This is a genomic window from Cyanobium sp. T1G-Tous (genome assembly GCF_024345455.1).
Taxonomy (GTDB): Bacteria; Cyanobacteriota; Cyanobacteriia; order PCC-6307; family Cyanobiaceae; genus Cyanobium_A.
Window position 1 is genome coordinate 22047 of record NZ_JAGQBD010000002.1, and the last position, 26864, is coordinate 48910.

The 26864-nt window shown below is 63.7% G+C and carries 25 protein-coding genes and 1 tRNA gene; 18 read left to right on the plus strand and 8 right to left on the minus strand.

The genetic code is table 11. The features are described from left to right. Positions 1–91: 91 nt before the first annotated feature. Positions 92–3418 (minus strand): carbamoyl-phosphate synthase large subunit, encoded by a 3327-nt coding sequence (carB, locus tag KBY75_RS01640; RefSeq protein WP_255022724.1) that lies wholly within the window; start codon positions 3416–3418, stop codon positions 92–94. 97 nt (positions 3419–3515) lie between these two features. Here carB and KBY75_RS01645 point away from each other — a divergent pair, with 97 nt between their 5' ends. The 6 genes from KBY75_RS01645 (at position 3516) to KBY75_RS01670 (ending at position 7884) form a co-directional block, all read left to right on the plus strand. After that, on the plus strand, positions 3516–4151 hold the full coding sequence (locus tag KBY75_RS01645) for a DUF3318 domain-containing protein (RefSeq protein ID WP_106632970.1): 636 nt from the start codon (positions 3516–3518) through the stop codon (positions 4149–4151). Continuing rightward, entirely contained in the window at positions 4144–4554 is a 411-nt protein-coding gene (rsfS, locus tag KBY75_RS01650) for a ribosome silencing factor (protein ID WP_254936122.1), read from the plus strand. Before KBY75_RS01645 ends, rsfS begins: the two co-directional genes overlap by 8 nt. 5 nt (positions 4555–4559) lie before the next feature. Then, positions 4560–5042, plus strand: coding sequence for a CGLD27 family protein (locus KBY75_RS01655; RefSeq protein ID WP_254936121.1), 483 nt, complete (start codon positions 4560–4562; stop codon positions 5040–5042). A 19-nt stretch (positions 5043–5061) separates the two neighbouring features. Then, positions 5062–6033 (plus strand): asparaginase, encoded by a 972-nt coding sequence (locus tag KBY75_RS01660; RefSeq protein WP_254930077.1) that lies wholly within the window; start codon positions 5062–5064, stop codon positions 6031–6033. Positions 6034–6076: 43 nt separating this feature from the next. Further along, positions 6077–6153, plus strand: a tRNA-Met gene (locus KBY75_RS01665). A gap of 84 nt (positions 6154–6237) precedes the next feature. Continuing rightward, positions 6238–7884, plus strand: coding sequence for a GMC oxidoreductase (locus tag KBY75_RS01670; RefSeq protein WP_255022725.1), 1647 nt, complete (start codon positions 6238–6240; stop codon positions 7882–7884). 153 nt (positions 7885–8037) lie between these two features. Here KBY75_RS01670 and KBY75_RS01675 read toward each other — a convergent pair whose 3' ends face one another. Together KBY75_RS01675 and KBY75_RS01680 are read right to left on the minus strand one after the other, a co-directional pair. Further along, positions 8038–8307, minus strand: coding sequence for a DUF2811 domain-containing protein (locus tag KBY75_RS01675; protein WP_255022726.1), 270 nt, complete (start codon positions 8305–8307; stop codon positions 8038–8040). A gap of 445 nt (positions 8308–8752) precedes the next feature. Then, the gene (locus tag KBY75_RS01680; RefSeq protein WP_254936119.1) at positions 8753–9874 is read right to left on the minus strand and encodes a sirohydrochlorin chelatase; all 1122 of its coding nucleotides are present in this window, start codon (positions 9872–9874) and stop codon (positions 8753–8755) included. Between the two features lie 77 nt (positions 9875–9951). Here KBY75_RS01680 and KBY75_RS01685 point away from each other — a divergent pair, with 77 nt between their 5' ends. From KBY75_RS01685 to KBY75_RS01695, 3 genes are read left to right on the plus strand one after another with little or no spacing between them, the layout of a single operon-like run. Then, positions 9952–10614, plus strand: coding sequence for a ParB-like protein (locus tag KBY75_RS01685; RefSeq protein ID WP_255022727.1), 663 nt, complete (start codon positions 9952–9954; stop codon positions 10612–10614). A 50-nt stretch (positions 10615–10664) separates the two neighbouring features. Further along, positions 10665–11111 carry a universal stress protein gene (locus KBY75_RS01690; RefSeq protein ID WP_255022728.1) on the plus strand — a complete coding sequence of 149 codons (447 nt, stop codon included), beginning with the start codon at positions 10665–10667 and terminating at the stop codon, positions 11109–11111. Between the two features lie 36 nt (positions 11112–11147). After that, positions 11148–11819, plus strand: coding sequence for a hypothetical protein (locus KBY75_RS01695; RefSeq protein ID WP_315858403.1), 672 nt, complete (start codon positions 11148–11150; stop codon positions 11817–11819). Here the strand turns inward: KBY75_RS01695 and KBY75_RS01700 are convergent. After that, a complete protein-coding gene (locus KBY75_RS01700) occupies positions 11816–14215 on the minus strand; it encodes a glycogen/starch/alpha-glucan phosphorylase (RefSeq protein ID WP_254936116.1) in 2400 nt (799 codons plus the stop codon). The genes KBY75_RS01695 and KBY75_RS01700 overlap by 4 nt on opposite strands. Before the next feature lie 177 nt (positions 14216–14392). On the opposite strand from KBY75_RS01700, the gene KBY75_RS01705 reads away from it, so the two are divergent. Further along, complete coding sequence (locus KBY75_RS01705) at positions 14393–16561, plus strand: glutamine synthetase III (RefSeq protein WP_255022729.1); 2169 nt, start codon at positions 14393–14395, stop codon at positions 16559–16561. 16 nt (positions 16562–16577) lie between these two features. On the opposite strand, the gene KBY75_RS01710 is transcribed toward KBY75_RS01705, so the two are convergent. Then, the gene (locus KBY75_RS01710) at positions 16578–17291 is read right to left on the minus strand and encodes a hypothetical protein (RefSeq protein ID WP_255022730.1); all 714 of its coding nucleotides are present in this window, start codon (positions 17289–17291) and stop codon (positions 16578–16580) included. A 281-nt stretch (positions 17292–17572) separates the two neighbouring features. Between KBY75_RS01710 and KBY75_RS01715 the strand changes: the two genes are divergently transcribed. Further along, a complete protein-coding gene (locus KBY75_RS01715; protein WP_254936113.1) occupies positions 17573–17776 on the plus strand; it encodes a hypothetical protein in 204 nt (67 codons plus the stop codon). A gap of 9 nt (positions 17777–17785) precedes the next feature. Here KBY75_RS01715 and KBY75_RS01720 read toward each other — a convergent pair whose 3' ends face one another. Next, positions 17786–18109 (minus strand): hypothetical protein, encoded by a 324-nt coding sequence (locus KBY75_RS01720; RefSeq protein ID WP_255022731.1) that lies wholly within the window; start codon positions 18107–18109, stop codon positions 17786–17788. 58 nt (positions 18110–18167) lie between these two features. After that, on the minus strand, positions 18168–18809 hold the full coding sequence (locus tag KBY75_RS01725) for a DUF3721 domain-containing protein (protein WP_255022732.1): 642 nt from the start codon (positions 18807–18809) through the stop codon (positions 18168–18170). Between the two features lie 111 nt (positions 18810–18920). Between KBY75_RS01725 and KBY75_RS01730 the strand changes: the two genes are divergently transcribed. The 4 genes from KBY75_RS01730 to KBY75_RS01745 all read left to right on the plus strand — a co-directional run bounded on the left by KBY75_RS01730 (position 18921) and on the right by KBY75_RS01745 (position 20932). After that, the gene (locus KBY75_RS01730; protein WP_254936110.1) at positions 18921–19370 is read left to right on the plus strand and encodes a PilZ domain-containing protein; all 450 of its coding nucleotides are present in this window, start codon (positions 18921–18923) and stop codon (positions 19368–19370) included. A gap of 78 nt (positions 19371–19448) precedes the next feature. Then, positions 19449–19841, plus strand: a complete 393-nt coding sequence (locus KBY75_RS01735; RefSeq protein ID WP_255022733.1) for a molecular chaperone DnaJ — start codon at positions 19449–19451, stop codon at positions 19839–19841. Positions 19842–19892: 51 nt separating this feature from the next. Further along, positions 19893–20462, plus strand: a complete 570-nt coding sequence (locus KBY75_RS01740; protein ID WP_255022859.1) for a triacylglycerol lipase — start codon at positions 19893–19895, stop codon at positions 20460–20462. Between the two features lie 20 nt (positions 20463–20482). Further along, complete coding sequence (locus tag KBY75_RS01745) at positions 20483–20932, plus strand: hypothetical protein (RefSeq protein WP_255022734.1); 450 nt, start codon at positions 20483–20485, stop codon at positions 20930–20932. Here the strand turns inward: KBY75_RS01745 and KBY75_RS01750 are convergent, their stop codons facing one another. After that, the gene (locus tag KBY75_RS01750; protein ID WP_255022735.1) at positions 20933–23122 is read right to left on the minus strand and encodes a beta-glucosidase; all 2190 of its coding nucleotides are present in this window, start codon (positions 23120–23122) and stop codon (positions 20933–20935) included. 587 nt (positions 23123–23709) lie between these two features. On the opposite strand from KBY75_RS01750, the gene KBY75_RS01755 reads away from it, so the two are divergent. The 3 genes from KBY75_RS01755 to KBY75_RS01765 all read left to right on the plus strand — a co-directional run bounded on the left by KBY75_RS01755 (position 23710) and on the right by KBY75_RS01765 (position 26409). Next, a complete protein-coding gene (locus KBY75_RS01755; protein WP_255022736.1) occupies positions 23710–24567 on the plus strand; it encodes a cupin domain-containing protein in 858 nt (285 codons plus the stop codon). A gap of 40 nt (positions 24568–24607) precedes the next feature. Continuing rightward, a complete protein-coding gene (locus KBY75_RS01760) occupies positions 24608–24829 on the plus strand; it encodes a hypothetical protein (RefSeq protein ID WP_255022737.1) in 222 nt (73 codons plus the stop codon). Positions 24830–25308: 479 nt separating this feature from the next. Beyond that, entirely contained in the window at positions 25309–26409 is a 1101-nt protein-coding gene (locus tag KBY75_RS01765) for a glycosyltransferase family 2 protein (RefSeq protein WP_255022738.1), read from the plus strand. The last annotated feature ends 455 nt before the right edge of the window (positions 26410–26864 follow it).

A 26864-nucleotide genomic window follows, 5' to 3' on the forward strand; every position in this document is an offset into this window, starting at 1 on the left:
TCGCACTCTATTATGCAAAGTCGCACCAGATGTGCCTCGCGATGTCCTGGAATGCAGGCGTTTGTTGTAACAAAAAGTTGTTACCTCAGGCTCAGCGATGGATGTCCTGCAGGGCATTCACCTCGATGGTCTGCTGCTGCAGGGCGGTGATCGCCTCCACCGCCGCCCGGGCCCCGGCCAGGGTTGTCACCGTTGGCACGGCGTAGTCGAGGGCGGCCCGGCGCAGATACTTGTCGTCGTGGGCTGCCTGGCGGCCGATCGGGGTGTTGATGATCAGCTGAATGCGGGCCGATCGGATCGCATCTTCAATGTTGGGCCGGCCCTCATGCACCTTGAGGATTGATTCCACCTGCAGGCCAGCGGCCCTAAGTGCCTCGGCGGTGCCACCGGTGGCGATCAGGGCAAAGCCCAGCCCCACCAGCCGCTCAGCCACGGGCAACAGGGCAGGCTTGTCGCGGTCGTGGGTGGAGAGAAACACCGTGCCGCTGGTGGGCAGGGCCTCGCCTGCGGCTAGCTCGGCCTTGGCATAGGCCATGCCGGCACTGCTGGCGATGCCCATCACCTCGCCGGTGCTGCGCATTTCAGGGCCAAGCAAGGTGTCGGAACCCGGGAAGCGCTTGAAGGGCAGCACCGCCTCCTTGACGGTTTGCAGAGGCGGGATGGGTTCGGCCGTGAGCCCCAGCTCCGCCAGGGTGCGGCCGGCCATCAGCTGGCTGGCCACCTTGGCCAGGGGCACGCCGGTGGCCTTAGCCACGAAGGGCACGGTGCGGGAAGCCCGGGGATTGGCCTCGATGATGAAAACCCGCTCGCCCTGCTCAGGGTCGATTTGCACCGCAAACTGCAGGTTGATCAGGCCGCGCACCCCCAGGGCCAGCGCCAGGTCCCGGCTCCAGGCGCGGATCGTGGCGAGAGCCGCCTCGCTAAGGCTCACCGACGGCAGCCAGCAGGCCGAATCGCCCGAATGAATGCCGGCCGGTTCGATGTGCTCCATCACACCGCCGATCAGCACCACCCCCTCCCGATCGCAAAGGGCATCCACATCCACCTCTATGGCGTTATCGAGGTATTGGTCGATCAGCACTGGGTGGTCGGGTTCCACCTGCACCGCTTCCACCATGTAGCGGTTGAGCTCGGCTTCGTCGTAGACGACCTCCATGGCGCGTCCGCCCAGCACGTAGCTGGGGCGCACAACCACTGGATAGCCCACGCGCGCGGCGATGGCCCGGGCCTCGGCCTCACTGCGGGCCAGGCCGTTGCGGGGCTGGCGGATCTCCAGCCGGCGCAGGATCGCCTCGAACTGCTCCCGGTCTTCAGCCGAATCGATTGATTCCGGTGAGGTGCCCCAGATGCGACTGCCGGTGGCCAGGCCCTCGGGAGAGGCCAGCCAGCGCAGCAGCGGCATCGCCAGCTTCAGCGGCGTTTGGCCACCGAACTGCACGATCACCCCCTCGGGATGCTCCACCTCAATCACGTTGAGCACGTCTTCGAGGGTGAGCGGCTCGAAATACAACCGATCACTGGTGTCGTAATCGGTTGACACCGTCTCCGGGTTGCTGTTCACCATCACGGTGGCGAAACCTTCCGCCTGCAGGGCGAAGGAGGCGTGCACGCAGCAATAGTCGAATTCGATGCCCTGGCCGATGCGGTTTGGCCCACCGCCCAGGATCATCACCTTGCGACGGCTCTCCGGCTGCACCTCATTTTCCGGCGGCACGATCTCGAGCGCACCGGCGGCGTTGAGCCGCTCCAGCGGCCGCTCATAGGTGGAGTAGTGATACGGGGTGCTGGAGGCAAACTCCGCCGCACAGGTGTCGACGGTTTTGAACACGGCATTGATGCCCAACCCCTGACGGTGGCGCCGCACCGTGAGTTCATCGCTACCAGTAGCCCAGGCGATCTGGCGATCGGAGAACCCCAGCTGTTTGAGCTCCAGCAGGGCGGCGGCATCGAGTTGCTCCAGCTGCCGGCCCCGCAGCAGCCGCTGCTCAGCCTCGAGGATGCAGCGCAGCTTGGCCAAAAACCAGGGATCGATGGCGCTGAGCTGGTGGATCTCGTCGTCGCTGCGGCCGGCGAGCATCGCCTCGCGCACGGCGAAAATGCGCTCAGGCGTGGCGGTGCGCAGGGCCCGCTCCAGGACGGTGGGATCGGGGGCAAGCGTGGGGTCACTTGCGGCATCGGGGCGGTCGCAACCCCAGCCGGCGTGGCCCGTTTCTAAGGAGCGCAACGCCTTTTGGAACGACTCCTCGAAGCAGCGACCGATAGCCATCGCCTCGCCCACCGACTTCATTGAAGTTGTGAGCAATGCGGGGCTGCCGCGGAACTTCTCAAAGGCGAAGCGGGGAATCTTCGTGACCACGTAATCAATCGTGGGCTCGAAGCAGGCCGGGGTGGCACCGGTGATGTCGTTGACGATTTCGTCGAGGGTGTAGCCCACCGCCAGGCGGGCGGCGATCTTGGCGATTGGAAAGCCTGTGGCCTTCGAAGCCAGCGCCGAGCTGCGCGATACGCGCGGGTTCATCTCGATCACCACCACATCGCCGTTGGCGGGGTTGATCGCAAATTGAATATTGCTGCCGCCGGTGTCGACGCCGATCTCGCGAATGATCGCGATCGACTGGTCGCGCAGCCGCTGGTATTCGCGGTCGGTGAGGGTTTGGGCCGGTGCAACGGTGATCGAATCACCGGTGTGTACCCCCATCGGATCGAGGTTTTCGATGCTGCAAACGATCACCACGTTGTCGGCGCTGTCGCGCATCACCTCCAGCTCGAATTCCTTCCAGCCCAGCAGCGACTGCTCCACCAGGATCTGGGAGACGGGGCTGGCCTCCAGGCCGCTTTTGCAGAAGGCGCGGAACTCCTCGGGGTTGTAGGCGATGCCACCGCCGCTGCCACCGAGGGTGAAGGCCGGCCGGATGATGCGGGGGTAGCTGCCAATGACCTCGCCCACCCGCTCGGCCTCCTCCAGGGTGTTGGCGATGCCGGAGGGACACACCGCCACGCCGATCCGCTCCATCGCTTCCTTAAAGAGCAGCCGGTCTTCCGCCTTGCGGATCGCCTGCAAGTTGGCGCCGATCAGCTCCACCCCGTGCTTTTCCAGGGTGCCGTTTTCAGCCAGGGCTACCGCCAGATTGAGAGCGGTCTGGCCGCCCATCGTGGGCAGAAGGGCATCGGGCTGCTCGATCTCAATCACCCGGGCCACCACCTCGGGCGTAAGGGGCTCGATGTAGGTGCGATCCGCCATGTCCGGATCGGTCATGATCGAAGCCGGGTTGGAATTCACCAACACCACTTCGAAACCTTCTGCCCGCAGCGCTTTGCAAGCCTGGGTGCCGGAATAATCGAATTCACAGGCCTGGCCGATCACGATCGGCCCCGAGCCCAGCAGCAGGATGCGCCTGAGGTCCGTGCGGCGGGGCATAGGGGGTGGGCAAGCCAAACCTGCCTAGCCTCTCACGCCCCCCTGGCAGCAGCTGCGGCTGGAATCGCTAACCTGACTGATAACGCGGAAGCCCTAGATGAGTGAGCTCCAGCGCCTGAAAGGGCTGCTGCCCCCTGAACTGCAGAGCTGGGTATTTGTCGAAGCGGCCGCCTCGGTGGAACCGCCCCTGATCACCATCGAGGAGATCGGCCGCGATGAAGTCGAAATTCAGGTCGACCTGGAAAGCTGGGATGGGCTGGCAATCGATCACCGCAACCTGCTGTTTTGGCACGAGGTGGGCCGCGTCCAGAACGATGCGGTGCCCCGCGACGGTTGGGAGATGGCGGCCCTGGCGATCGGCCTGGGTGGAGCCATCGGTGAGCTGTGGGTGCAGGACGGCCTCCTACTGGTAATGGCCCTGGGCCTATCCGGCTTTGCCGGCTACCGCCTCTACCTCAAAAACAACTCCGAAAAGCGACTGCAGGACGCCATCGCCGCCGATGAGCGGGCCATCGACCTAGCCACCCGCTTCGGTTACACCCTGCCCAATGCCTACAAGAGCTTGGGCGGCGCCCTCAAGGAGCTGGTGGAGCAGACCCGCAAGAAAAAGAAGCGCGCCTTCTACGAAGACCGGCTCGAGGCACTGCGCAAGAGTGCCGGCAAGGCTCGGGCTGAAATGGCCCAGCAACAGGGCTCGCGTCAATCCGTCACCAGTGAGAACGTCTATGGCTGATTCCCCCGCTGGCAGGTCCACGACCCACCAGGAGCTCGACAGCGAGCAGCTGGCCAAGCTGGCGGCAGAAGCCTGTGACGACCGCAAGGCCGTGGACATTCGTCTGATTCGCGTTGACGAGGTTTCGTCGTTGGCCGATTGGTTTGTGATCTGCAGCGGCCTCTCCGACGTGCAGGTGCGGGCTATCGCCCGCTCGGCTGAGGATCAGATCGAGGAGACCACCGGCCGCCTACCCCTACGGCGCGAAGGCCAGAAGGAGGGCCGTTGGATGCTGCTCGATTACGGCGAAGTGATCGTGCACGTGCTCACCCCCAGCGAGCGCACCTACTACGACCTCGAATCCTTCTGGGGCCACGGTGAACAGGTGCGCTTCGTAAGCTCAACCCCAGCAGTTTCTCCCTGAACGCCATGCCGTGCCCGGTGCCGCCCGAGCAACGGCCCCTGCAGGAATACGAGCAGTTGCTGGCCTCCTGGTTTTTCGTTTGGCCGTCCCACGACCTGCCAGGTCTGTTGCGCCCCTTAGCCACCAGCTGGCTGTTGCTGCTGCCCCTCTCCACATTGGTGGCTAGTGGCAGCTGGGTGTTGCGCCACCACCCTGCCCAGCTGGTGCTGGCGGGCATGGTGGCTGCAGTGGCGCTGCCGATGCTGCTGCTCGTGCGCCAGTGGCTCGGTTGGAACTACGTGCACCGCCGCCTGATCTCCGAGCGGGTCGAATACGAGGAATCAGGCTGGTACGACGGACAAGTGTGGGAAAAGCCCCTGGCCTGGCGCCAGCAGGACCTGCTGGTGGCCCAGCACCAGGTGCAACCGGTGCTGCGGCGGCTGCAGCAGGGTGCAGCCCTGGCGGTAATCCTGGCCCTGGTGGGGGCCAGCCTCTGTCAGGCTCTTTGAGATCAGCTCCTGGGCTCTAGTGACCCTGTCCTCCAGTTTCGGTGGCACCGCCCGCGGGGGCGTCCCTCCCCTAGAGGTGCGGCTGCTGCGCAACGGCATAGTTGAATCGCGCCACCGGGTGCACGCGGTGGTTTGCGACGGCCGCGGCCGCGTATTGATGCGGGCAGGAGATCCCCAGCAGCTGAGCTTTGTGCGCTCTGCCCTAAAGCCCTTTCAGGCCACGGTTTTTGTGAGCAGTGGCGCCGCCGACCACTGCAACTGCGGCGAGCGGGGCCTGGCGATCGCCTGCGCCAGCCACACCGGCACGGCCATGCACGCCCGCGAGGCCTTCAAGCTGCTTTGGGGCGCTGAAATCGAGGCCGAGCAGCTGCAATGCCCCGTGCCCGACTGCGGCAAAAGCCCCCTTGAGCACAACTGTTCCGGCAAGCACGCCGCCTTCCTGGCCACCTGCCGGCAACTGAACTGGAGTACCGAGAGCTACCTACAAAAAGAGCATCCTCTGCAGCAGGAGGTGCTCAAGCGCGTGGGCGATTTGCTCGCCCTGCCAGCCGCCGAGCTGCTCACCGCCCGTGACGACTGCGGCGCCCCCACCCTGCAGCTGCAACTGGCCCAGATGGCCCTGCTCTACGCCCACCTTGGCGCCGGCAGCCAGGCAGATCTGGAGCGCCTCAGCCGGGCGATGTTGGCCCACCCCGAACTAGTGGCAGGGGAGGGGCGCTTTGACACCGAACTGATGCGCGGCGGCCACGGTCAAGTGGTGAGCAAGGGCGGAGCTGAAGGCATCCAGTGCCTCAGCCGCGTCGGTGAAGGCATGGGGGTGGCGATCAAGGTGGAAGACGGCTCCGCCCGAGCCAAGCAAGCCGTAGCCCTGCACCTGCTCGAGCAGCTCGACTGGCTAACGCCGATAGCGCTTGAAGAGCTGCGCACCCGCTTCTTGATCCCAGCCCCCCATCTGCGTCTGGAGGTGATCGGCGAGCTGCGCTTCGACTGAGCGGCAGTACTAGGCACTTCGACTGGTATGGTTAAGAGGTCGACGCGGGGTAGAGCAGTCTGGTAGCTCGTCGGGCTCATAACCCGAAGGTCGCGAGTTCAAATCTCGCCCCCGCCACCACTTCCCAAAGCCCCGGCAGTCTCCTGTCGGGGCTTTGTTGTTTGAACGTTCACCTGCGCTGCCCCAGCGATCACCGCCCAGAAGATGGCCATCCCCGCCAGCGTGACCCAGCCCGACGCCATCGTGGTGGGCTCCGGCGCTACCGGCGGTGTGGCTGCCATGGTGCTGGCCGAGGCGGGGTTGCGGGTGCTTGTGCTGGAGGCCGGTCCTGAGCTCTCATCCCGCCAGGCCTTCGGCAGCGAACCGCTGAATACGGCCCGACGTGTGGCCCACATCGCCAGCGGCCAGCAACGCCTGCAGCGCCACCATCCGGGCTTCTGGAAACACAATCCCCAGCTGTTTGTCGATGAGCGGCTCAATCCCTACTCCACCCCAGACGACGCCCCGTTTTTGTGGAGCCGGGGCCGGCAGGTGGGGGGCAAAAGCCTCACCTGGGGAGGCATCACCCTGCGCCTTTCCGACTACGAATTCGGTGCTGCTGAGCGCGATGGCCAGGGGGCAAGCTGGCCGATCGGCAGCACCGAGCTAGCGCCTTTTTACAACCGCCTTGAGCAGTTGCTGGAGGTGCACGGCGCCTGCGACGGCCTGCCCCAGCTGCCCGATGGCCACTTCCAGGCGCCCTTGCCCTTCACCCCGGGCGAGCGCCACCTGCAGCGCCGCATCGGCGACGAGCTCGGCCTGCCCCTGATCCACTCGCGCGGTTTCAACCTGCACCGAGGTGCGGGCTGGCCCCGCTCCGCCAGCCAGGGGCGCACCTTGGCACGGGCCCTGGCAACGGGGCGCACCCAGGTGCGCAGCAACGCAGTGGTGAGCCATCTACTGCTCGACGGCGACCGGGCCCGGGGAGTGGTGCTGGTAGACGGCAAATCGGCAGCCCACGAGCGCATTGAGGCGCCCTTGGTGGTGCTCTGCGCCTCAACGATCGAGACCCTGCGGATCCTGCTGCACTCGAGCGAAGCCCACCAACGCGGCGGCCTAATCGATCCATCCGGCAGCCTCGGTCGTTATCTGATGGACCACATCTCCAGCAGTCGCTTCTTTTCGATTCCCGGGGTGCCGGCCCTGGATGGGCCCAGCGAACTTTCAGGGGCCGGTAGCTGCTTCATACCCAACACGGTCAACCTTGACGCTGGCAGCGAAGCTGATTTCTGTGGCGGCTACGGCCTCTGGACTGCCCTTCAGCGCTTTGATCCACCCGCCCTGCTGCAGCGCCGCCGTGGCGAGGCGGTCGGCTTTCTAATCGGTCACGGCGACGTGCAACCCAACGCCGACAACCAGGTGACGTTGAACGGCGAACAACTCGATGCCTGGGGGCTACCCACCGCCCACATCAACTGCCGCTGGGGGGCAAACGAGCAGCGCCTAGTGGCCCACATGCACCGGCGCATGGAGGCGGTGGTGGCAGCTGGTGGGGGGCAGATCAGGCCCATCGAAGAGCTATTTGTGCTGCCGCTGCTGGAGCCCTGGATCCGCACCAGCCTGGCGGTAAGCCCCGAGGCGCCACCACCTGGCTACTACATCCACGAACTCGGCGGTGCCCGCATGGCAAGCCAACCCGAGGCAGGTGTGGTGAATCACCTCAACCAGTGCTGGGGCGCCCCCAATGTGCTGGTAGTCGATGGGGCCTGCTGGCCCCGGGCCGGCTGGCAGAGCCCAACCCTCACTGAAATGGCCATCACCTGGCGCGCTTGCGAAGCCGCTGCCGCCAGGTTGCGCCAAGGAGCCCCATAAACCGGTTGCAATCCGGTGTCTATCGCCACAACCGGCTTGAGCAACCCTGCTCACAATGGCAAAGTCGACCTCTAAAGGGTCGGGCAAGGGAGACCCAGGCGGAGGTTGGCCCCTCCGTCTTTTTTTTATTAACTGCCACCAGGTTTAAAAAATTTAGCGGCGCAGGAACAGGCCGTTGAGGTAGTGCTGGCTCACTCCCTTATCGGCGCAGCCGTGCTGAAAAAGAAAGCTGGAAAGAGCTGAGGAGATCAAGCGGTATTGATCCCACTGGGGGTGGCTGCGCAGGAACTCACGCATGCCATCGAACAACACCTCTGGCACCTCCGCCTCCAGGCTGATGCTGCCGGCTTCAGCCTCCACTAAAACTTCTGCGCAGCTGGGCTGCTCCATACAGCGCTGGAGGTGACTGCGCTCGGCTGTCATTACGAAATAAGAGTTTGGGTAGGCCTCAGTAGGCCACATCGATGCCAGGTCCGTCAAAGCCTGAAAGCCAAGGCGAAACCACACCGTTCTCAACTGAGATTGCCTGTGCCGGCGGTTCCACAAGGGGCAGCGAGAATTTGCAAAGCCTGCGAGGGCGGCCGCCGCCTGTGCTGTCAAGGTCAGAGAGAACAAAAGCCGCTATTCCCCAACAGGCAGGCCTGAACTGGCTCAAAGGCCCCTGTTCTGGGGAAAAACCCTAATAAACCGGGGAAAAGACGCCAAAAATGGGGAAAGGGATAACCAATCAGCAGAACTGATGAGCTGGAGTCTCGCGAGACTTCCGGCGCGCCGAGAAGACTCAGCCAGGTCAAACCAACTGGATTAATTCCGATTTGGGCCTGCAACGCAGATTTAGCTGCTGATCCCCTGACATCTCCCAGAGGGCTCAGCTGCTGCTGCCCTGGCGCAGGGTTGTGGGACCGAGGGGATGGTCCGCGTGGGGGTAGGGCGGATGGTGATGGCTGTGCCCGTGGTCGTGGCTGTGGCCGTGGTCATGGCTGTGCCCGTGGGAGTCATCGTGGCTATGGCCGCCCACTGGAATCGGCACGCCATCGGGCTGGCAGGCACCGGTGCACTCGCGCTCACAGAGGTCACAGCCGTCGGTGAGCCCCTCAACGTGGTGATGGTGGCTGTGCTGGGGCGCCCCAACCTCAGTCTCAAAGCCGAGCACTTGGGCCCGGTATTTGCACAGCGAACAATTCATGTTGGCGTCACCGCGCACCACCTCAGCCACCCGCTCCACAAAGGTGTCCAGCACTAGGGGGTGATCAGCCAGATAGGAGGCCTTCAGGAACTCCACCTCGGGATGGTCCTGGGCCACCCTCTCGGTGTGCTGCTGGATCCGGCTCACCAGCACCCCGGAGAACAGGAAATAGGGGAAAACGACAACCCGGCGATAGCCAAGTCTCACCACTTGGCGCAGTCCAGGCTCCACCAACGGAAAGGTGACCCCGGAATAAACCGTTTCACCCCAGCCAAAACCAAAACCCTCCACCAACATCCGCGTCACCTTGGCGACATTGGAATTGGCATCGGGGTCGGACGAGCCCCGGCCCACCACGACCAACATTGTTTCGTGCAGGGGCACCTCTGCAGCGGCCCCATCGAGAACTTCGCGAATCCGGGCCCCGGCCGCCTGAATCATCTTCAGGTCAACGCCCAGTTCGCGGCCGTAGTCGATACGCAGGCCCGTCTCGGCCGCGTAGGTATTGAGCACCGAGGGGATGTCGTTTTTGGCGTGGCCCGCTGCAAACAACATGGCCGGCACGGCAAGCACGTGGCTTACGCCCCGAGCCCGCAGCGCCTCCAGGCCATCGCGCAGGATCGGCCTGGCAAATTCCAGGTAGCCGTATTCCACAGGCACCTCGGGCAGCCGTGCTTGGAGGCCCTTAGCCAGCTCGGCAAATTCGGCTACTGCCAGCCGATTGCGGCTGCCGTGGCCGCAAACCAGCACCCCGATCGGGCCGTGGGGGCCAGCACTCAGGTCGGGATGGGAGGGGGAAGCCATGGCCACTCGCACTTGAGGGCGACCCTATTCCGGGAAGCAGCGGGCCAGGATGGGGATATCCGGGCTGCCTTGACGTCATGGCCCTGCGCCTTCCCCCATACCAGCCGTTGCCGGCCCCGCTCCCGGGGGGTGAGCTGCTTGAGGTGCCCATCGCCCAGCTGCGCCCGACCCAGCTCTGCGTGGGACTGGCTGAAGTGCGCAGCAGGCTGCGTGATTTCGGTGCCGAAAATGCCCGCGAACGCCGCTCCTACCTGGGCAGCAAGCCCGTGCCGCTGGTGCGCAGCGCTGCTGGCAGCGTATGGATGGTCGACCGCCACCACCGCCTACGGGCCCTGATCGAGATCGAACCCGACGCCACCGCCTTCGGCTACGTGGTGCTCGAGCTCGACAGCCCCGACCCCGAGCAGGTGCTTGCTGCCCTGCATCAACGCGGCTGGCTCTACCTCTATGACGGCAGGGGATTGGGGCCCCTGCCCCCCAGCGCCCTGCCCGAGCAGCTCACAGGCCTACAGGACGACCCCTACCGCAGCTTGGTGTGGAAGCTGAAGCAGGAAGGGGTGCTAGGTGCCGCACCGCTGATTCCCTTCCACGAATTCCGCTGGGGGGCCTGGCTGCGCAGCCGCCCCCTGCCGCCCTTCAGCTCCGAACAACTCGAGCCAGCGCTGCCCCGCGCCCGCGCCCTGGCCCGCTCCCGCGCCGCTGCCCACTTAGCTGGCTGGAAAGGCTCAGGCAGTTGCTAGGCGGCGCCAGCTGCCCCAGGCTGGAGCTCCACCGCCCGCCTGCGCCGTAAATGCCATACAGCCACCTGCTGGTGCCCACCGATGGCTCCGAGCTCTCAGGCAAGGCCGTGCAGCAGGCGGTGGCGCTGGCCCACAGCCTGGGAGCTCGCATCACCTTTTTCCACGCGCAATCCAACTTCCCCATCTCCCTAGTGGGCGTGGGTGAGCTGGTGGACCCCAATACGGTGACCGCCCTAGTGCAAGCCGCTCGCCATGGCGCCGAGCAAATTCTGGCGGCAGCCGCAGCCGCGGCCCAGGCCGCCGGGGTGGTCAGCGACCAGGACACCGTGGTTAGCGCCACGCCCTATGCGGCAATCGTGGAGGCGGCAGGTCGCCATGGGGCTGATCTGATTGTGATGGCATCCCATGGCCGCCGCGGCCTAGAGGGGGTGCTGCTGGGCAGCGAAACCCACCGGGTGCTTACCCACAGCAGCTGCCCGGTGCTGGTTGTGCGTTGAGCTCCGGCCACTACGCTGCCTGCGACAGCAACAGGCGTGCCGGTGGCTAAGGACGAAACGAGCAGGGGCGAAGAACTGCAGGGCCTGGGCTGGACGCCTGAGGAAGTGCGCCAATACGAGGAGCTCTGGGAATACCGGCAGCGCTGGGGCGCCATCAACCTGGAGCCGGAAGATCGGGTGTTGCTGCGGCGGGCTGAAGCAGCCCTGCCCAAGCGGGTTGCCCATGGCAAGAGCTCGCTCAAAAAAACACTGCAGCAGAAATCTCACTACCGCTGGCTGTGTCTCTATCGAGACGCCATGCTCGCCGCCGCCGAAGGCCTTGGCCTGCAGCCCGGCGAAGAAGCTGCCTGGGTGATTCTGCTCGAGGCCGAGTTACGAGCCCTGGATCACTACGAGCCGGTGCTGGGGTTACCTGACACCCTCAAGGCCAAGGCCCTACTGCCGGCCCGGGAGGCCTGGATCGCAGCCATCGCCGCCCAGGGGCGGGAGCTCAGCTTCGACTTCGACGCACCGCTGGAAGCACTCAAGCAGCAGGAAGCCACCAGCTGGAAGCCCCTGCGCAACGTTGGGGCCCGCTCCTATCCGGTGCTCGAAGCTGGCGCCGCTGCCGACTTCCGCACCCAGATGAACCAGGAGGTAGCCCAGCTGATCCGCTCCAGCTTCCCCTCGCTTAAGGACAGCGACAAGCCGGAGCCCCCGAGCGCCTAGGGCGCCGGAGCAGCGGCGCTGGCCTGCACCGGCACCCGGCCCACCTTCCAGATGCGCTCGGCGTAATCAGCGATCGAGCGATCACTGCTGAAGAAGCCACAGCGCATCGTGTTGTGCAGCGACATCCGCGCCCAGCGGCCCCGGTCGAGCCAGGCTTCATCCACGGCATTTTGAGCGCGGCGGTAGTCGGCCACATCCGCCATCACCCGGAAGGGGTCGTGGCTGGTGAGGCTGGCAAGCAAGGGGTGGAAGAGCTCGCCATCACCCTCGCTGAAGTAGCCCGAGCCGATCAACTCCAGGGCCTGGCGCACGGCCGGGTCCTGCTCGATCCAGGGCATCGGGTGATAACCGCTGTGGCCCAGCTGCTCGATCTGCTCAGCGGTGTGCCCAAAGAGGAAGAAGTTCTCCGCCCCAACGCAATCACGGATTTCGATGTTGGCCCCATCGAGGGTGCCAATCGTGACCGCACCATTGAGAGCCATCTTCATGTTGCCGGTACCGGAGGCCTCCTTGCCAGCGGTGGAGATCTGCTCGGAGAGATCCACCGCTGGATACACCAGCTGGCCCAGGCTGACGCTGAAATTGGGCAGGAACACCACCTTGAGGCGGCCATCCATGGCCGGGTCCATGTTGACCACGTCAGCGATACCAACCAGCAGGCGGATGATCAACTTGGCCAGGGCATAGCCCGGAGCCGCCTTGCCACCAAACACAAAAGTGCGCGGCGGCAGGTCTTCACCGGCGCGAATGCGCAGATAGCGCTCCACGATCTGTAGGGCCGCCAGGTGCTGGCGCTTGTATTCGTGGATGCGCTTCACCTGCACATCGAAGAGGGAGGTGTGGTCCACCAGCACCCCCAGCTCGCGGCGCATGTACTGGGCGAGGCGCTGCTTGCCGAGATCCCGCACCGCCTGCCAGCGCTCCAGGAACGCAGGGTCGTCGGCAAAGGCGGCAAGCCCTTGCAGCTCCTCGAGGTGGGTGCGCCAGCGATCGCCGATCGCCTCATCGAGCAGGGCCGCCAGCGGTGGGTTGGCCACCGCAAGCCAGCGCCGCGGTGTGACGCCGTTGGTGACATTGGTGAAGCGCTCCGGCCAGATCCGGGCCAGATCAGCAAACAGGTGCTGCTTCAGCAGGGTGCTGTGCAGCTCGGCCACGCCGTTGACGTGGTGGCTGCCCACCACAGCCAAGTGGGCCATGCGCACCCGGCGCTGCGGGCCCTCCTCAATCAGGGAAATGCGCTGCAGGATTTGGGAATCGCCGGGATAGCGAATCCGGGCCATGCGCAGGAAGCGGGTGTTGATCTCGTAGATGATCTCCAGCTGGCGGGGCAGCAACTGCTCAAACAGCTCCACGCCCCAGGTTTCAAGGGCCTCAGGCAGCAGGGTGTGATTGGTGTAGCTGATGCTGGCGGTGGTGATCGACCAAGCGGTATCCCAATCGATGCCGTGCTCATCCATCAGCAGCCGCATCAACTCAGCCACGGCGATAGCTGGATGGGTGTCGTTTAGCTGCAGCGCAAACTTGCGGTGGAAGTCGGTCACCTCCAGACCCTGGCCCCGCAGGATGCGGAACATGTCCTGCAGGGAGCAGCTAACGAAGAAGATCTGCTGGGAGAGGCGCAGCCGCTTGCCCTGGTCCAGCTCGTCGTTGGGGTAAAGCACCTTCGAGAGGGTCTCCGCCTGCATCTTGCGCAGCACGGCCCTGGTGTAGTCGCCGGCGTTGAAGGAAGCGAAATCGAAGGCCTCAGGAGCCACCGCCGACCAGAGCCGCAGGGTGTTCGCTGTGTTTACGCCGTAGCCCAGGATCGGGGTGTCGTAGGCGACGCCGATCACGGTGTGTTCACCGATCTGCACCGGATAGCTCCACTCCGGCCGGATCACCTCCCAGGGATTGCCATGGGCCAGCCAGGGATCGGTGCTCTCCACCTGGCCGTGGGGGGTGATCTGCTGGCGGAAGATGCCGAATTCGTAGCGGATGCCGTAACCGATCGCTGGCAGCTCCAGCGTCGCCATCGACTCCTGGAAGCAGGCGGCCAGTCGACCTAAGCCACCATTACCAAGACCGGGTTCGGGCTCCTCGGCGATCAGCTCCTCGAGGCTCAAGCCCAAGCTGGTGCAGGCCTCCCGGGCTGCCTCCACCAAGCCCAGATTCACCAGGTTGTTTTCCAGGTGCGGGCCCAGTAAATATTCCGCCGACAGGTAGGTGGCCGTGCGGACATGCTCGCGGGTGTAGGTGTCGGCGGTGTCGACCCAGTTTTTGAGCAGGCGATCACGCACCGCTAAAGCCAGGCAGCGGTAGTGGTCGTGGCTGGTGGCCAGGGAGCTGGACTTGGCCTGACTGAAGAAGAGATGCCTTTGCATCGACTCCTTCAGAGCCTGGCTATCAGCTGAGGCCATACCTGACTCCCTACAAAGTGAAAGTCTGGGGCTGGCACCTCAAATTCGCAGGAGCGTGGTCACGGTTACCGCACACGCCAAGCCGGGGCCAATCGCGCCGCTGGTATCAACCGCAGCAAAGATTGGAGGGAGGAACAGCTTTGGGTAGGTGGATTGACGTTCAGTGGCGAACTCCCCATGCCCTCCCAACCACGCCTTCAAGCCCTCGACAAGATTCTCAGCCGCCCCGCCGCCCCAACAGCTCCGATTCAGCCCCTCGATGAGCTCTGGGCTAGCGACGTATTCACCCTCGACAAGATGAAGGCGGCGCTGCCGAAGGAGATCTTCAAATCGGTGCAGCGCACCATCAAGGAGGGCAGCAAGCTCGATGTGTCGGTAGCCAACGTGGTAGCCCAGGCGATGAAGGAATGGGCCACCGCCCGAGGTGCCCTGTATTACTCCCACGTTTTTTATCCTCTCACCAACTCCACTGCCGAGAAGCACGACGGCTTCATCTCACCCCAGGGCGACGGCACGGTCTTCACCGAATTCACCGGCAAGGTGCTGGTGCAGGGCGAGCCCGACGGCTCCTCCTTTCCCAATGGCGGTATCCGCTCCACCTTTGAAGCCCGCGGTTATACCGCCTGGGACATCACCAGCCCCGCCTGGCTGATGGAGACGCCCAACGGCGTCACCCTCTGCATCCCCACCGTCTTCGTCTCCTGGACCGGCGAGGCCCTCGACAAAAAAACCCCCCTGCTGCGCTCGATCGCAGCGGTAAATAAGCAGGCCCACAGGCTGCTCAGCCTGCTGGGGGAAACCACCATTGCCCCGGTCAACTCCAGCTGCGGCGCCGAGCAGGAGTACTTCCTGATCGACAGCGCCTACGTGCCCCTGCGACCAGACCTGCTGCTGGCCGGTCGCACCCTGTTTGGTCGGCCCTCGGCCAAGGGCCAACAGTTTGATGACCACTACTTCGGCGCCATCCCGGAGCGGGTGCAGGTGTTCATGCAGGAGGTGGAGCGGCAGATGTACCGCCTGGGGATTCCGGCCAAAACCCGCCACAACGAGGTGGCCCCATCCCAGTTTGAGATTGCGCCTTTCTTCGAGGCCGCCAACGTGGCCACCGACCACCAGCAGCTCACCATGACCCTTCTGCGCAGCACGGCGAAGAAGCATGGTCTGGCCTGCCTGCTGCACGAGAAGCCCTTCGCCGGCATCAACGGCTCTGGTAAGCACGTCAACTGGTCGATCGGCAACGCCACCCAGGGGAACCTGCTCGATCCAGGCAAGACGCCCCATGAAAACCTGCAGTTTCTGATGTTCTGCGGAGCGGTGATCCGCGGCGTGCACATGTATGGCCCCCTGCTGCGGGCCGTGATCGCCACCGCCAGCAACGACCACCGCCTCGGCGCCAACGAAGCGCCCCCGGCAATCATCTCGGTGTATCTGGGCAGCCAGCTGGAGGATGTCTTCAACCAAATCCGCGAGGGCCGGCTCTCCGGCTCGGCCCTCGGCGGCGTGATGGACTTCGGCGTGGACACCCTGCCGGAATTCGACAAGGACGCCGGCGATCGCAACCGCACCTCGCCGTTCGCCTTCACTGGCAACCGCTTCGAGTTTCGCGCCGTCGGCTCCAACCAATCGGTGGCTGGCCCGCTTGTGGCCCTGAACACCATCCTGGCCGATTCCCTCGACTGGATCTCCAGCGAGCTGGAGGCCAAGCTGGCCAGTGGCTACGGCCTGGAAGAAGGGGCTCTGGCCGTCCTCAAGACCCTGATCGAACAGCATGGCGCCGTCGTGTTTGGCGGCAACGGCTACTCCGATGAGTGGCACCGCATGGCCGTGGAGGAGCGGGGCCTGGAAAACCTGCGCACCACCGCCGATGCCCTGCCGGTGTTGGAGCGCCAATCAATGCGCGAGCTGTTCGAGCGCACCGGCGTGCTCTCGGCCGTGGAGCTGCAGAGCCGCTTTGAGGTTTACGCCGAGCAGTACATCCTGGCGATCGATGTGGAAGCCAAGCTGGCCGTCCAGATCGCCCGCACCCAGGTGTACCCGGCGGCGATCCGCTACCTCGGCGAACTAGCTGAGTCCCTGCAACTGCAGAGTTCCCTAGGCATCCAGGTATCGCCGGAAACCCCAAAGGAGGTGGCTGGACTATGCCAGTCGTTGATGAACATCAGCGGCCAGCTGCAAAGCGCCATCGACAATCCCCCCCACGGCACCGAAGCCCATATGCGCTACTGCGCCGACACCCTGGTGCCGTTGATGGGCGACCTTCGCGTGGTGGTTGACGGCCTGGAGGCCTTGGTCGACGACAACCTCTGGCCCCTACCCACCTACCAGGAGATGCTGTTCGTGCGTTGAGCCAGGCTGCGCCCGCTCACTGGGGAAAAACGCTGATGCGGGCGCGTTCTAGATAGCTGGGGTCAGCCATCGTGTCGACCTCAAAGCTGGTCCAGGTGGCGCTGGGTTCTGGGCTGCGCTCAAGCAACGGCCACTCGATACGCCGGCGCTGATAGGTGAGGCCCACACAGGTAAGCGCCTGGTCATCGGCCATCAGAGACCAGAGCACATGCACCTCGCCGCGGTCATAGGCGATCGGAAGCTCCTGCCCCCCCTGCTCTGGCAACCATCCCGGCGCCAGGGTCAGGCCAGTCTGATTTTCCCAACACAGGTAGGAGCCGTTATCAGTGGGATAAAACCAGCAGGTTTCATTGGCTGCCTCAGCCAGGGGGAAGCGATCAAGCAGCTCCACCTCCTGCACTTGCAGCCAGGAGCCGTCGGCGGGGCCCCTAACGGCGTAGACGCCGATCCACAGGGAGGGCACGTCAAAGTGAGTCACCACGGCATCGCAGATCAGGGAACGTCGCTCTGGCGCTGAGCCGAGGGGATCTTCGCCGGCGATGGTGGCGCAGCCACTAGCTATCAGCTCATCGAGGCTGCCCTGCCATTGATCTGGCATCCGAAACAGCCTCAGACCCCGGCCGCGATCGGGACCTTGTTGGCCTTGGGCCGCAACCAAAGCCTGCCAATCAACGCCCTCTTCGGGCAATTCCTGGCCCCTGGACAGCAGAAAGGCTAGGGAATGGAGCATGGGTGCCTGCACAGGTCAGGGGCGCAGTAAAAGCGGACCCTAGAAGCCCTTAGCGTTTAAAGCGGTGTTCATGGCTGCCGGTCAGAGCACTAACTCCACGATCACAAAGCCCACAAGGGCCGCCAGAGCTAGCAGGGATGGCACACGCATCGACTTTTTTTGCCGTTCAATTCTTAAGCAAATCCTAGGAGCGCTGGCTGGCCCTGGATTGGGATCGGGGAGGTCTTCACATCTCTTGCTCCTGAGAGACTGGGGTCATCAGCAATCCAGCACCTCCACCGATGCCGAGCCGCGACGGCAGCCATCGCACAGCTTTCAGCCTGCTGCTGCTGCTTGGGGTGGCCATCGGCCTACACGTTTACGCCGTACGGGTGAAAGAGGTAAAACCGAGTCGCCGGCTGCCTAAAACCAGTCTTAGCCCCGATGGCCAGGGGGTCGTGGCCGGGTCCCAATCCAGCCGGATTCGGCGACTGATTGAAGACTGAAAGCCAGCCTCAGCGCTCGAAGGCAAGGCCCACTAAAGAACGTTTGGCACCCTTGACCTGCCAGCAGCCCTTGACCGGCCGGTAGCCACAGCCACGGCCATGGGCCTGGGTAATTAAGACGCCATGGCCGCCGGGGCATATATCGAGCTTTGGGTCAACCCATATCGCCACGCCACCGGCACTGAAGTTGGCTATATCAACGGGAATGACAGGCAGCACCCTTCCCTCCCACTGCAACCAACCCTCCATGGGGAGCTCCACTGGCCAACGCTGACCCTCGCGGAGGTTGAAGAACACAGCCAGAGGCCTGTTTCGCAGGCGAAATCTGGTCACCGATCTCATAAAACCCCCACAACGCAGGCCAGAGCAGACCGATCGCGCCAAGCGCGCCTCACCTCTTCTTAATTTTAGACCCATCTGACACTGGGTGGGCCGCAGTGCCTGCGGCCTTGTCATAAGACGCTCCAGAAGCGCAAGGCATCCAGATCGAGCCCATGGCATGGGCGCCCTCACAGCCGAGCGCCTGGGCCCGCTGCTCAGCCAAAGCTTTGGTTGTGAACTTGTCTGAACTGGGGTGGAGCTGGTGGGCGTCCAGGCCTGAGTAGGGGCTGGTGACGCAACGGCCTAGGGCCAGCAGCCTGGCCTGCTGGGATCGTCCACCCCCGGGTGACAGGGCAATCAGCTGGAAGTCCATCGAGGGTTGGTCAATAAAAAGCTTCACCAATTCCCCTTGTGCCTCACCAAATGCACCGTCCTTGAGAAAAAGATCTATCTGAATGCGGTCACCCGCTAGCTGGTAGGTCCCTGCTGAACGCCTGGCATCGCGCATGTCGTTGAGGTGGTCTCCAGAGTCTTTGAACTCGTTGAGCACGGTGGCGTTGCGGCTGTCAGCGGCAAGATGCACGTGAAAACTGCGCTGCTTGTCTGTTGTGCAGTCAACCACCAGGGCATTGGCAGCCTTCCAAGTGGGTCGCTCCCCGGAGCACCCCGCCAGCAAGCCGCTGACCAGCAAAATCGCAACAGCAATGCGCATCTCGGCAAACTAATCAACAAGTCGGGGCGGCTGGCTGAGGCGACACCCCTTCAGCAACACCACTTGCGAGGATAAAGATGGCTATTTCTCAAAGCCAGGTGGCGCAGACCAATGGTCAATGACAGCCAACCTCCCTTCCGAGCACCGGGCCGGGACCGCCGCGGCGAAAGCGATCGACGAGCAGCACGCCGGGATGCCAGCAAGGGTTCGGACCGTCGTGGCACTCCCCGCCGGGCCTACGTCCGCCGTCCTGCCCCCCTTGGAAGTGGCGCTCTCCAAGGGGAGCTAGTGGGCAGCGACGGGGTGCGCTGCATTATCAAGGTCTGGGATTTGGGGGAAGGCGGAGTGTGCGTTTTCACCCAGAGCACCATCGAAAGCCTCACGGGCGACAGCTTCACGCTGACAATTTTTGATCACTACGAACGTCTCGACCACCGTATGGAAGCCCGGCTGGCTTGGCGCACCCAGGAGGGCATCACCTTTTTTCTCGGACTGGCCTTTGAAACGCCGATTGAATCTGGCCTTTTTTACGAGCGTTATCTCGCCCCTAGCCAGCGATGAGCGTCGCCTAGGCCACTACGGGGCTAGCCGGCCATGAAGGACAGTGGATATATCGCGGCAGAGCTGATGCCCCAGACCATGCAAGCCAATTTGACCGGTCTGGTGGCGACCCGATCGCCGCGGGCCGCCGCCGCGCCGGCAGAAGAGACAAGCCAGTCCCAGCGGGGATTCGGTGGATCGGGCCAAAGCAAGGCACGACGCAAAGGAGGCAAAAAGCGCAGCCCCGCGCTGAGCAAAGCGGACTGGGGCCCTTTGGGTAAGCATCCCGATCTTGATGCGATCGTGGCGCGTCAGCGATTGCACCTGCCCCTGGCCGGGCGCATCGGCGCCGACGACGTCAACCGGGCTTGGAAGAGCGCCGCCGCCGAACACCACCCAGACCGCGGTGGCAGTCACGACACGATGCAACGGGTAAATGGGGCGCGGGATCTGCTGCTAGGCCGCAGCACCGTGGTGGAAAGGTCAGATTGAGTAAGTGAATCGGATGGTGGTCCCATCGCCGATGCAACCCCGCTGGTGCTGGTGCACGGGCTGCTCGACAGCCCCGCGGTTTTCAATGCGCTTAAGCGCTGCCTGGGGGACAAGCGCCAACCGCTGTTAATCCCCGAGCTACCGCTGCGGTTTGGCCTCACCCCCGTCCCCGAGGCGGCCGAACTACTCGGTTGTCATATCGAAGCGGCCTTCGGGCTGGAGCAACCCATTGATCTGCTGGGCTTTTCGATCGGCGGCGTAATCGCCCGCACCTGGATCCAGCTGCTGGGCGGCCAACGACGCACCAGGCGCTTCATCAGCGTGGGGAGTCCCCAGCAAGGCACCCTCACCGCCCAACCCTGGCCGGGCCGCCTGCTGGCGGGAATCGCCGACCTCAAATCGGGCAGCCCCCTGCTCACCAAACTCAACGGCAACCTCGAAGCCCTGGCCGGGATCGACTGCTGCAGCTTTTATTCGGCCATCGACCTAGCCGTGCTGCCCGGCTGGCGGGCCGTGCTGCCTTTGGGCCGCACCCAGATGCTGCCGGTGTGGGCCCATCCCCAGCTGCTGCGCGCTCCCAAATCGGTGCACTTACTGGCCCAGGAACTGCTGCGGCCCTGATGACAAACCTTTCTCCGCTGATGACAGCCTCCTCCAGCGCCCTGGGCTGGCTGCTCTGGAGCCTGCTGGTGGGCTCCCTGGCCAACAGGCTGCCAGCCGCTTGGTTGGAGCGGGAGCACTGGTTTATGCGGCGGCCCTGGCGCGAACAGCAACAGGGCTTTGAAAAGCGGCTGGCGATCCGCCGCTGGAAGCCCTGGCTACCCGATGCCGGTCACGCCCTGCCCAATGGGATCGCCAAGGCAAGCCTGGTGAGCCGCGAGCGCCGCAAGCTGGAGCGGCTGGTGCTGGAAACTCGCCGAGCCGAGCTGGTGCATCTGGCCCTGTGGCTTTTCTGGACCATCACGCCCCTGTGGCTACCGCCGGCGGGGGTGCTGATCAACCTCGCCTTTGCTACCGCCTTCAATCTGCCCTGCCTATGGGTGCAGCGCTATAACCGCCTGCGGCTGCAGCGCCTGTTGGGCAAAGGCTGATCAGGGGCCCAAATCCTTTGCCTCGCAATTGATCTCCAGCAGCACCCCCCCATCTTCACTGTGTTGGCCAACCCGCAAGCGATGGCAGCCAGCCTCCAGCCAAAAGTGGCTCGATACTTCATCGAAATAGGCCAATTGACGCAGCGGAATCAGCAGCTGAAGCCGCCGGCAGGCGCCTGGCTGCAGCGCCGCCCTAGCGAAGCCCACCAGGCTGCGCTCAGGCCGCTCCAGCACTACCCCAGGCGGTTCGGCGTACACCTGCACCACAACCTCACTGGCCAGCAGGCCGGCATTTTGGGCAGTTACGGCCAGCCGAATTTGATTTGGCTGCAGCTCGGCCTCCGCCTGGCTGAGGCGCAGCTCTGAGTAGGATAGCCCAAAGCCGAAGGGGAAGGCAGCCGGATTGCCGTCTCGCTGCAAGCGGCGGTAGCCGTGCCAGAGGTCGTAGCGCACTTGGGGAGCCCGGGGCTCGAAATCAGGCAGGTGGTCGGCGCTGGTGGGAATGGCGAAGGGCAGGCGGCCACTGGGCGACACCTGGCCGAACACCACGTCGGCCAAGGACTCACCGCCCCGCTCCCCCGGGTACCAGAGCAGCAGGATCGCCGGCACAGCACGGCGCCAGGCCTCGATCAAGATTGCCCCACCTCCCATCAACACCACCACTGTGCGGGGGTTTGCCGCCCGCACGGCCTCGATCAAGGCCACCTGCTCAGCGGGCAGCTCCAGGTTGGTGCGGTCTCCGGCGGCGAAATCGCCCCCCTGACGCGCCGAGCCGTAGCTGGTGATGGCGGCAATGGCCCGAGCCACCGGCGGCCACCAGCGCCCCAGCAGGTGATGGGGGGGCGGTATCTGGCGCAGGATCGGCGCGATGTCGCCGGGATGAATGTGCTCCCCCTCCAGGCGCCAGTCGAGGCCCAGTACCAGCAGGGCCGCGTCACAGCTGGCGGCCAGGGCAGTGGCCTCAGCCAGGCGCTCACCGCTGGCATAACGCACAGCCCCCGGTGCAGCCCCTGCCTGCAGCCCCTGCAAGGGCGTGACCACCACGCCGGGCTCTGGCCGGGTGTCGGAAGAGCCGCGATCGCCCAGGTTGGCGACAGCGGCCAGGCTGCCGATCACCGCCAGCGAGCGGGTCGGATCCAGGGGCAACAGGGGGGGGGCGGACGGGCCTGAAGCTGCAGATTCGTTTTGGAGCAGCACGATCGACTTGGTGGCAGCCTCCCGGGCCAGGGCCCGGTGCTCGGCGCAGCCGCGCAGGCTGGTGGGATAGGAACCCGGGGGCACGGCAAGCTGCGCCCGAAGATGGCGCAGCACGGCGTCATCCAAGCGCTGCTGGGGCAGCCGACCATCAGCAACGGCAGCCGCCAGGCAACCGGCAAAGATCATGCGGAAGGGCATTTCCAGGTCCTGGCCGGCCCGCAGCGCCGCCACGCCATCGCGCACCCCGAAGATGAAGTCAGTGACCACGAATCCCCTGAATCCCCAGCGCAGCTTGAGGATTTCGTTGAGCAGCGCGGGGTGCTGACCGCACCACTCGCCATTCACCTGGTTGTAGGCGCTCATAACCGAGCCCGCCCCGGCCTCCACGCAGGCGCGAAAGTGGGGCAGGTAGAGCTCGTGCAGCACCCGCTCACTCACCTGCACGTCCACCAGGAAGCGGGAGCTGTCAATCGAGTTGAGGGCGAAATGCTTGACGCAGGCCACGGCGTGGCGCTGGATGCCTCGGGTCATCGCCGCCCCTAGGGCGCCGAGCAGCACCGGATCTTCGCCGTAGGTCTCCTGGGCCCGGCCCCAGCCTGGGTGGCGGAGCAGGTTGACGCACACCGCCGCAAGCCAGTTGGCCCCAAAACTGCGGGCCTCGCGGGCCATAGCCTCGCCGATCCGCTCCTCCAAATCCACGTCCCAGCAGGCACCGCGGGCAATCGGCGGCGGGAAGGTAGTCGCCCCACCCTTGAGCACCACCCCCCGCGGGCCATCAACAAACTGCAGACCGGCTAGCCCCAGGCGCGGCAGCGCCCCCGCCGGCCAGGGATGGACGTGGGAAGCATCACGGCTAGCGATATCGACCATGCCTGGCCAAAAGTCGGTATCGCCCTCCAGAAGAGCCAGCTTCTCGGCAAGGCTGACCTGGGCCAGCAGCTCTTGGGCCCGGCGCTCAATCGACTGCTGGTGAGTCTCTGGTGGCGCAGGCATGGCCTTCTTCCCCAGCGGCATAAAAGCTAGGAAGCCCGGAGCGCGAGCCCCGGGCTTCTGTTGACCCAGCTGTGGTGCCTGCCCAGAGGGGTGGGGCACGGCTGGGCGCAAGTTAGTTAGCAATCAGATCGTGAGATCCGGGTGTCTTCAGTTGTACTGCGGAGCTGCTGACGCAAGCACCTGGGGCCAGGTGACTAGGGGGACGTCTCGATTAATCCGGGGCACCTAGGGCGGTGCGGTGGAGGCTTTTCAGCCAAGAGACGTCAGAGATCCGTCGAGAGTGTTGGAGCAGGGGCCGGATCGTCAGCGCGCTCCTGGCAAATGCTCAGGGGGGGTGTCTTCCATCAGTGGAGCCTCCGAATCCCGATGTCCACACGATCTCTCGGCCAAGCCAAAAGGGCAACTATCCACACCACCGCCGCAATGGCTCTTCATCCGCGGAAATCAGACTTCATGAAGGCAGCTTCACATCTGAGGCTGAATAGGGCCGAGGATTCAGACCAGCTACTTCGGCACCCTTGAAGAGACAATCCAGGCTGGGGCTGCTGCCCCTGGTGTTCTTGGCGGCTTGGGCAACTTGCACGGGCATGGGAAATGCGCGTGCCGATGACGGCCATAGCGCTGCTGCCCTGGGCGTGAAGGTAGAAACTTTAATCCGCAGCGATCGCTCCTGGAATGGGGATCTACTACCCAAGCTCAACGATATCCAAGCCGAAGTAACCGTGCTCCGCATCACGGTGCCTGCCGGGGTAACCCTGCCCCGCCATCTCCATCCGGTGATCAATGCCGGCGTGTTGCTGCAGGGAAACTTGCGAGTCGAAAGCGACGACGGCGCCAGCAAATCGCTGCAAGCGGGCCAAGCCCTAATCGAAATGGTGAACAAAGTGCACCGGGGCGTCAGCCTGGGTCCTGAGCCAGCGGTGATCGTGGTGGTTTACGTGGCACCGAAGGGCAGCCCCATCACGGTGCCAGCGGCTTCTGCCCCCAACGGGAAGCCTCACAAAGCGGCGGACGAGATCGTCACCGTGCGGCCGCTGACAAGCAGCAGCAGCAAGCAGAAACTAAAACAGTTTGTGGGTATTTCCGGCGCCAACAGCGGTGCCCGCGGCCTATCGATGAACAGGGTGGTGATTCCCCCTGGTGGGCAGGCAGATGCGCATCGCCATGTGGGATCAGAATCGGCGATATTTTTGCTGGAAGGCCGCGTTAAAACCTTCTACGGGCCGTGCCTGGAGAGGTCGGTGGTCAACCAAACCGGCGACTTCATATTCATCCCAGCGGGCGTAGACCACATGCCGGTGAACCTCAGCGCCAATGAGGAGGCCATTGCAATCGTGGCCCGCAACGATGCCAACGAGCAAGAGCACGTGGAGCTGCACGCCCCTCCAGGCAAGGCCGGAAGCGCACCGGGTGTACCAACCTGTGCAGCACCAGGCCACAAATAGCCACTAAGGTCTGCAGGATGGGAGCATCAGCAGATCCGCCATGCTTTTAAACCCCTTTTATGTGTTTAGTACAAACCAGATTCTCGGATTAAAGGCCACGATCGCATTGCTGCTCACCCAGTTGATCAAGGCCAAGATCCGGATCACTGCCTTCTCAGCACTGGGGATCATTCTGCTACTGCTGCAAGCCTTGGTGTTCCTTGCCACGGGTGCAGCGCTGTTTGCCGGGCAGCAACGCCGCAGAGCTAAGCAAACCTTTTAGCTCATGCTGAAGTTCGCGCAGAGCTGCTAAATTCTGCCCACCGCGAGACACACCTAATAAATAGAATCGATCGCTGAGCAAGCTCAACGACAGAAGCCAATTAAGAACATGGCGAATAGCAGATTTAGACGGGTGGGGCAAGGCCTCTGGTCAACAGATAAACTCCTACATACAAGAATAAAAAAATCAAAAGCAAGCCGCCAACAAATAATTTTCCATCCATCGGTAGTAGCTGATTTGGTTTCCGCCATCTTATTTTAAACAAAACCGATCGGATCCGCAGTCTGGAGAGATCTACCAACCACCAGCATTACCGGTTCATCAGGAGGAGGGCAATTAATGGTTGAGTTGGGCCTCGAGGTGGGGCGCCCAGCGACAAAGTGGTACTGGACAACCATCAACCTGATTGACACGGGACAGGTAATGGTGGTTTGTTCCAGCCCCTCTCCCTAACCTGAAAAACCTCATCAGGTCACCGGGTGTTAATTGGCTGGCTGGAGGTGTCGCTGCTAGTGCGCTGGCTGTTGGGCTGGATTCTGGCCTTGAGCCTGCCGTCCCTCCCTGCGAGCGCATCGTTGCAGGAGCTGACTGTATCTGTGCTGATACCTGCCCGTAACGAGGCAGCGACCCTGCCAAATCTGCTGGCGGCTCTTAGCTGCCAAATCCTCAGACCCGATGAAGTGATCGTGGTCGACGATGACTCCAGCGACGGCACCGCCGCCGTCGCCCGCCAGAGCGCTGGCACGCTTGCGATCAAGGTGATTCAGCCACCTCCTCTTCCCGAAGGGTGGTGCGGAAAGACCTGGGCTCTGCACCACGGTGTGCAGGCCAGCCGGGGGGATATTTTGGTTTTTCTCGACGCCGACACCGAGCCTGCCCCGCAGTTCCTGCAGCGGTTGCTCGCCCAACACGAGCAGCGAGGAGGGCTGCTGTCGGTACAGCCATATCACCGCACCGAGAAGCCTTACGAACAGCTCTCTCTGCTTTTCAGCCTGGTGGGGCTAATGGCGGTAAGGCTGGGGCCGAGCTGTGGGGTCGCCTTCGGTCCGGCGATGGTGAGCAGCCGGGCCGACTATCAGCGGGTCGGAGGCCATGAGGCAGTGGCTGACAAAGTGGTGGAGGATTGGTTCCTAGCCCATCGCTACGAGCAGCTGGGCCTGCCCGTGAGCGCCTGGCTCGGCAGCGATTCAATCGCTTATCGCATGTATCCGGGCGGTTTGGCCGACATGGTGGACGGCTTCGATAAGAACTTTGCAACGGCCGCCGGAGAAGTGCGCTGGCCCTGGATGCTGGCGGTGCTGCTGTGGCTGTCTGGTCTCTTCTGGGCCGCCTGGTGCCTGCCTGCCGCCTTGCTGGGCTGGCCACTGGTGGGGACCCACGCGATCGGCCCAAATGCTTTGATCTATGGAGCCTTTGCCGTGCAGTTGCTGCTGCTCAGCCGCCGGGTAGGACGCTTCCATTGGATCAACCTGATCTTTCCGATCCCGGTGCTTTTCTTTCTAGGGGTGTTCATCGTCGCGATCTTCAAGCTCGAGCGGGGGCATGTTGAATGGAAGGGAAGGCGATTTAAGACCCGGTGAATATTCCGCGTCGATAGGAACAACATTGCTGCAAGTCAAATATCTAGCACTGGTCAAAGTGGGAACGAGAAGCATCTTAGGCCAGATTCTAATAGTGGGCAGTCTATTGAAGATTAAACCCGCGGCATCTCTAAATCGAGGCTGAACCAGAGTTGTCAGAGGCTCCATAAGGGGGTGAAAACACTCTGGGCAGGCCTTTGGACTCTACCCATTAATTGCACCTGCTTCCAGGTCGGTGCCTTTTATATCAATGGACGCCTCACCAGCAACCTAGAGGGGGAGGCTTGATCGGCGGTGGTAGCAGTCGAGCCGCAGCAGCGGAATGCCGCCAATCGCGGCAGTACAATAACTTAAGCCACAATAGCGGACAGAAAAGAAGAAAGCATGAATATACATACTCCTAGACACAGCTCTACAATAAAATCGAATAAGCATTCATACCAGCCCAGCATCGC

Coding starts and splice junctions, on each gene's coding strand:
- KBY75_RS01745 (WP_255022734.1), top strand. CDS start 20,483: ATGACAGCCTCCTCCAGCGCCCTGGGCTGGCTGCTCTGGAGCCTGCTG.
- KBY75_RS01680 (WP_254936119.1), bottom strand. CDS start 9,874: ATGGCTTCCCCCTCCCATCCCGACCTGAGTGCTGGCCCCCACGGCCCG.
- KBY75_RS01705 (WP_255022729.1), top strand. CDS start 14,393: ATGCCCTCCCAACCACGCCTTCAAGCCCTCGACAAGATTCTCAGCCGC.
- KBY75_RS01675 (WP_255022726.1), bottom strand. CDS start 8,307: ATGACAGCCGAGCGCAGTCACCTCCAGCGCTGTATGGAGCAGCCCAGC.
- KBY75_RS01710 (WP_255022730.1), bottom strand. CDS start 17,291: ATGCTCCATTCCCTAGCCTTTCTGCTGTCCAGGGGCCAGGAATTGCCC.
- KBY75_RS01735 (WP_255022733.1), top strand. CDS start 19,449: ATGCAAGCCAATTTGACCGGTCTGGTGGCGACCCGATCGCCGCGGGCC.
- KBY75_RS01725 (WP_255022732.1), bottom strand. CDS start 18,809: ATGCGCATTGCTGTTGCGATTTTGCTGGTCAGCGGCTTGCTGGCGGGG.
- carB (WP_255022724.1), bottom strand. CDS start 3,418: ATGCCCCGCCGCACGGACCTCAGGCGCATCCTGCTGCTGGGCTCGGGG.
- KBY75_RS01645 (WP_106632970.1), top strand. CDS start 3,516: ATGAGTGAGCTCCAGCGCCTGAAAGGGCTGCTGCCCCCTGAACTGCAG.
- KBY75_RS01755 (WP_255022736.1), top strand. CDS start 23,710: ATGGGAAATGCGCGTGCCGATGACGGCCATAGCGCTGCTGCCCTGGGC.
- KBY75_RS01655 (WP_254936121.1), top strand. CDS start 4,560: ATGCCGTGCCCGGTGCCGCCCGAGCAACGGCCCCTGCAGGAATACGAG.
- KBY75_RS01690 (WP_255022728.1), top strand. CDS start 10,665: ATGCCATACAGCCACCTGCTGGTGCCCACCGATGGCTCCGAGCTCTCA.
- KBY75_RS01760 (WP_255022737.1), top strand. CDS start 24,608: ATGCTTTTAAACCCCTTTTATGTGTTTAGTACAAACCAGATTCTCGGA.
- KBY75_RS01750 (WP_255022735.1), bottom strand. CDS start 23,122: ATGCCTGCGCCACCAGAGACTCACCAGCAGTCGATTGAGCGCCGGGCC.
- KBY75_RS01685 (WP_255022727.1), top strand. CDS start 9,952: ATGGCCCTGCGCCTTCCCCCATACCAGCCGTTGCCGGCCCCGCTCCCG.
- KBY75_RS01700 (WP_254936116.1), bottom strand. CDS start 14,215: ATGGCCTCAGCTGATAGCCAGGCTCTGAAGGAGTCGATGCAAAGGCAT.
- KBY75_RS01670 (WP_255022725.1), top strand. CDS start 6,238: ATGGCCATCCCCGCCAGCGTGACCCAGCCCGACGCCATCGTGGTGGGC.
- KBY75_RS01715 (WP_254936113.1), top strand. CDS start 17,573: ATGCCGAGCCGCGACGGCAGCCATCGCACAGCTTTCAGCCTGCTGCTG.
- KBY75_RS01730 (WP_254936110.1), top strand. CDS start 18,921: ATGGTCAATGACAGCCAACCTCCCTTCCGAGCACCGGGCCGGGACCGC.
- rsfS (WP_254936122.1), top strand. CDS start 4,144: ATGGCTGATTCCCCCGCTGGCAGGTCCACGACCCACCAGGAGCTCGAC.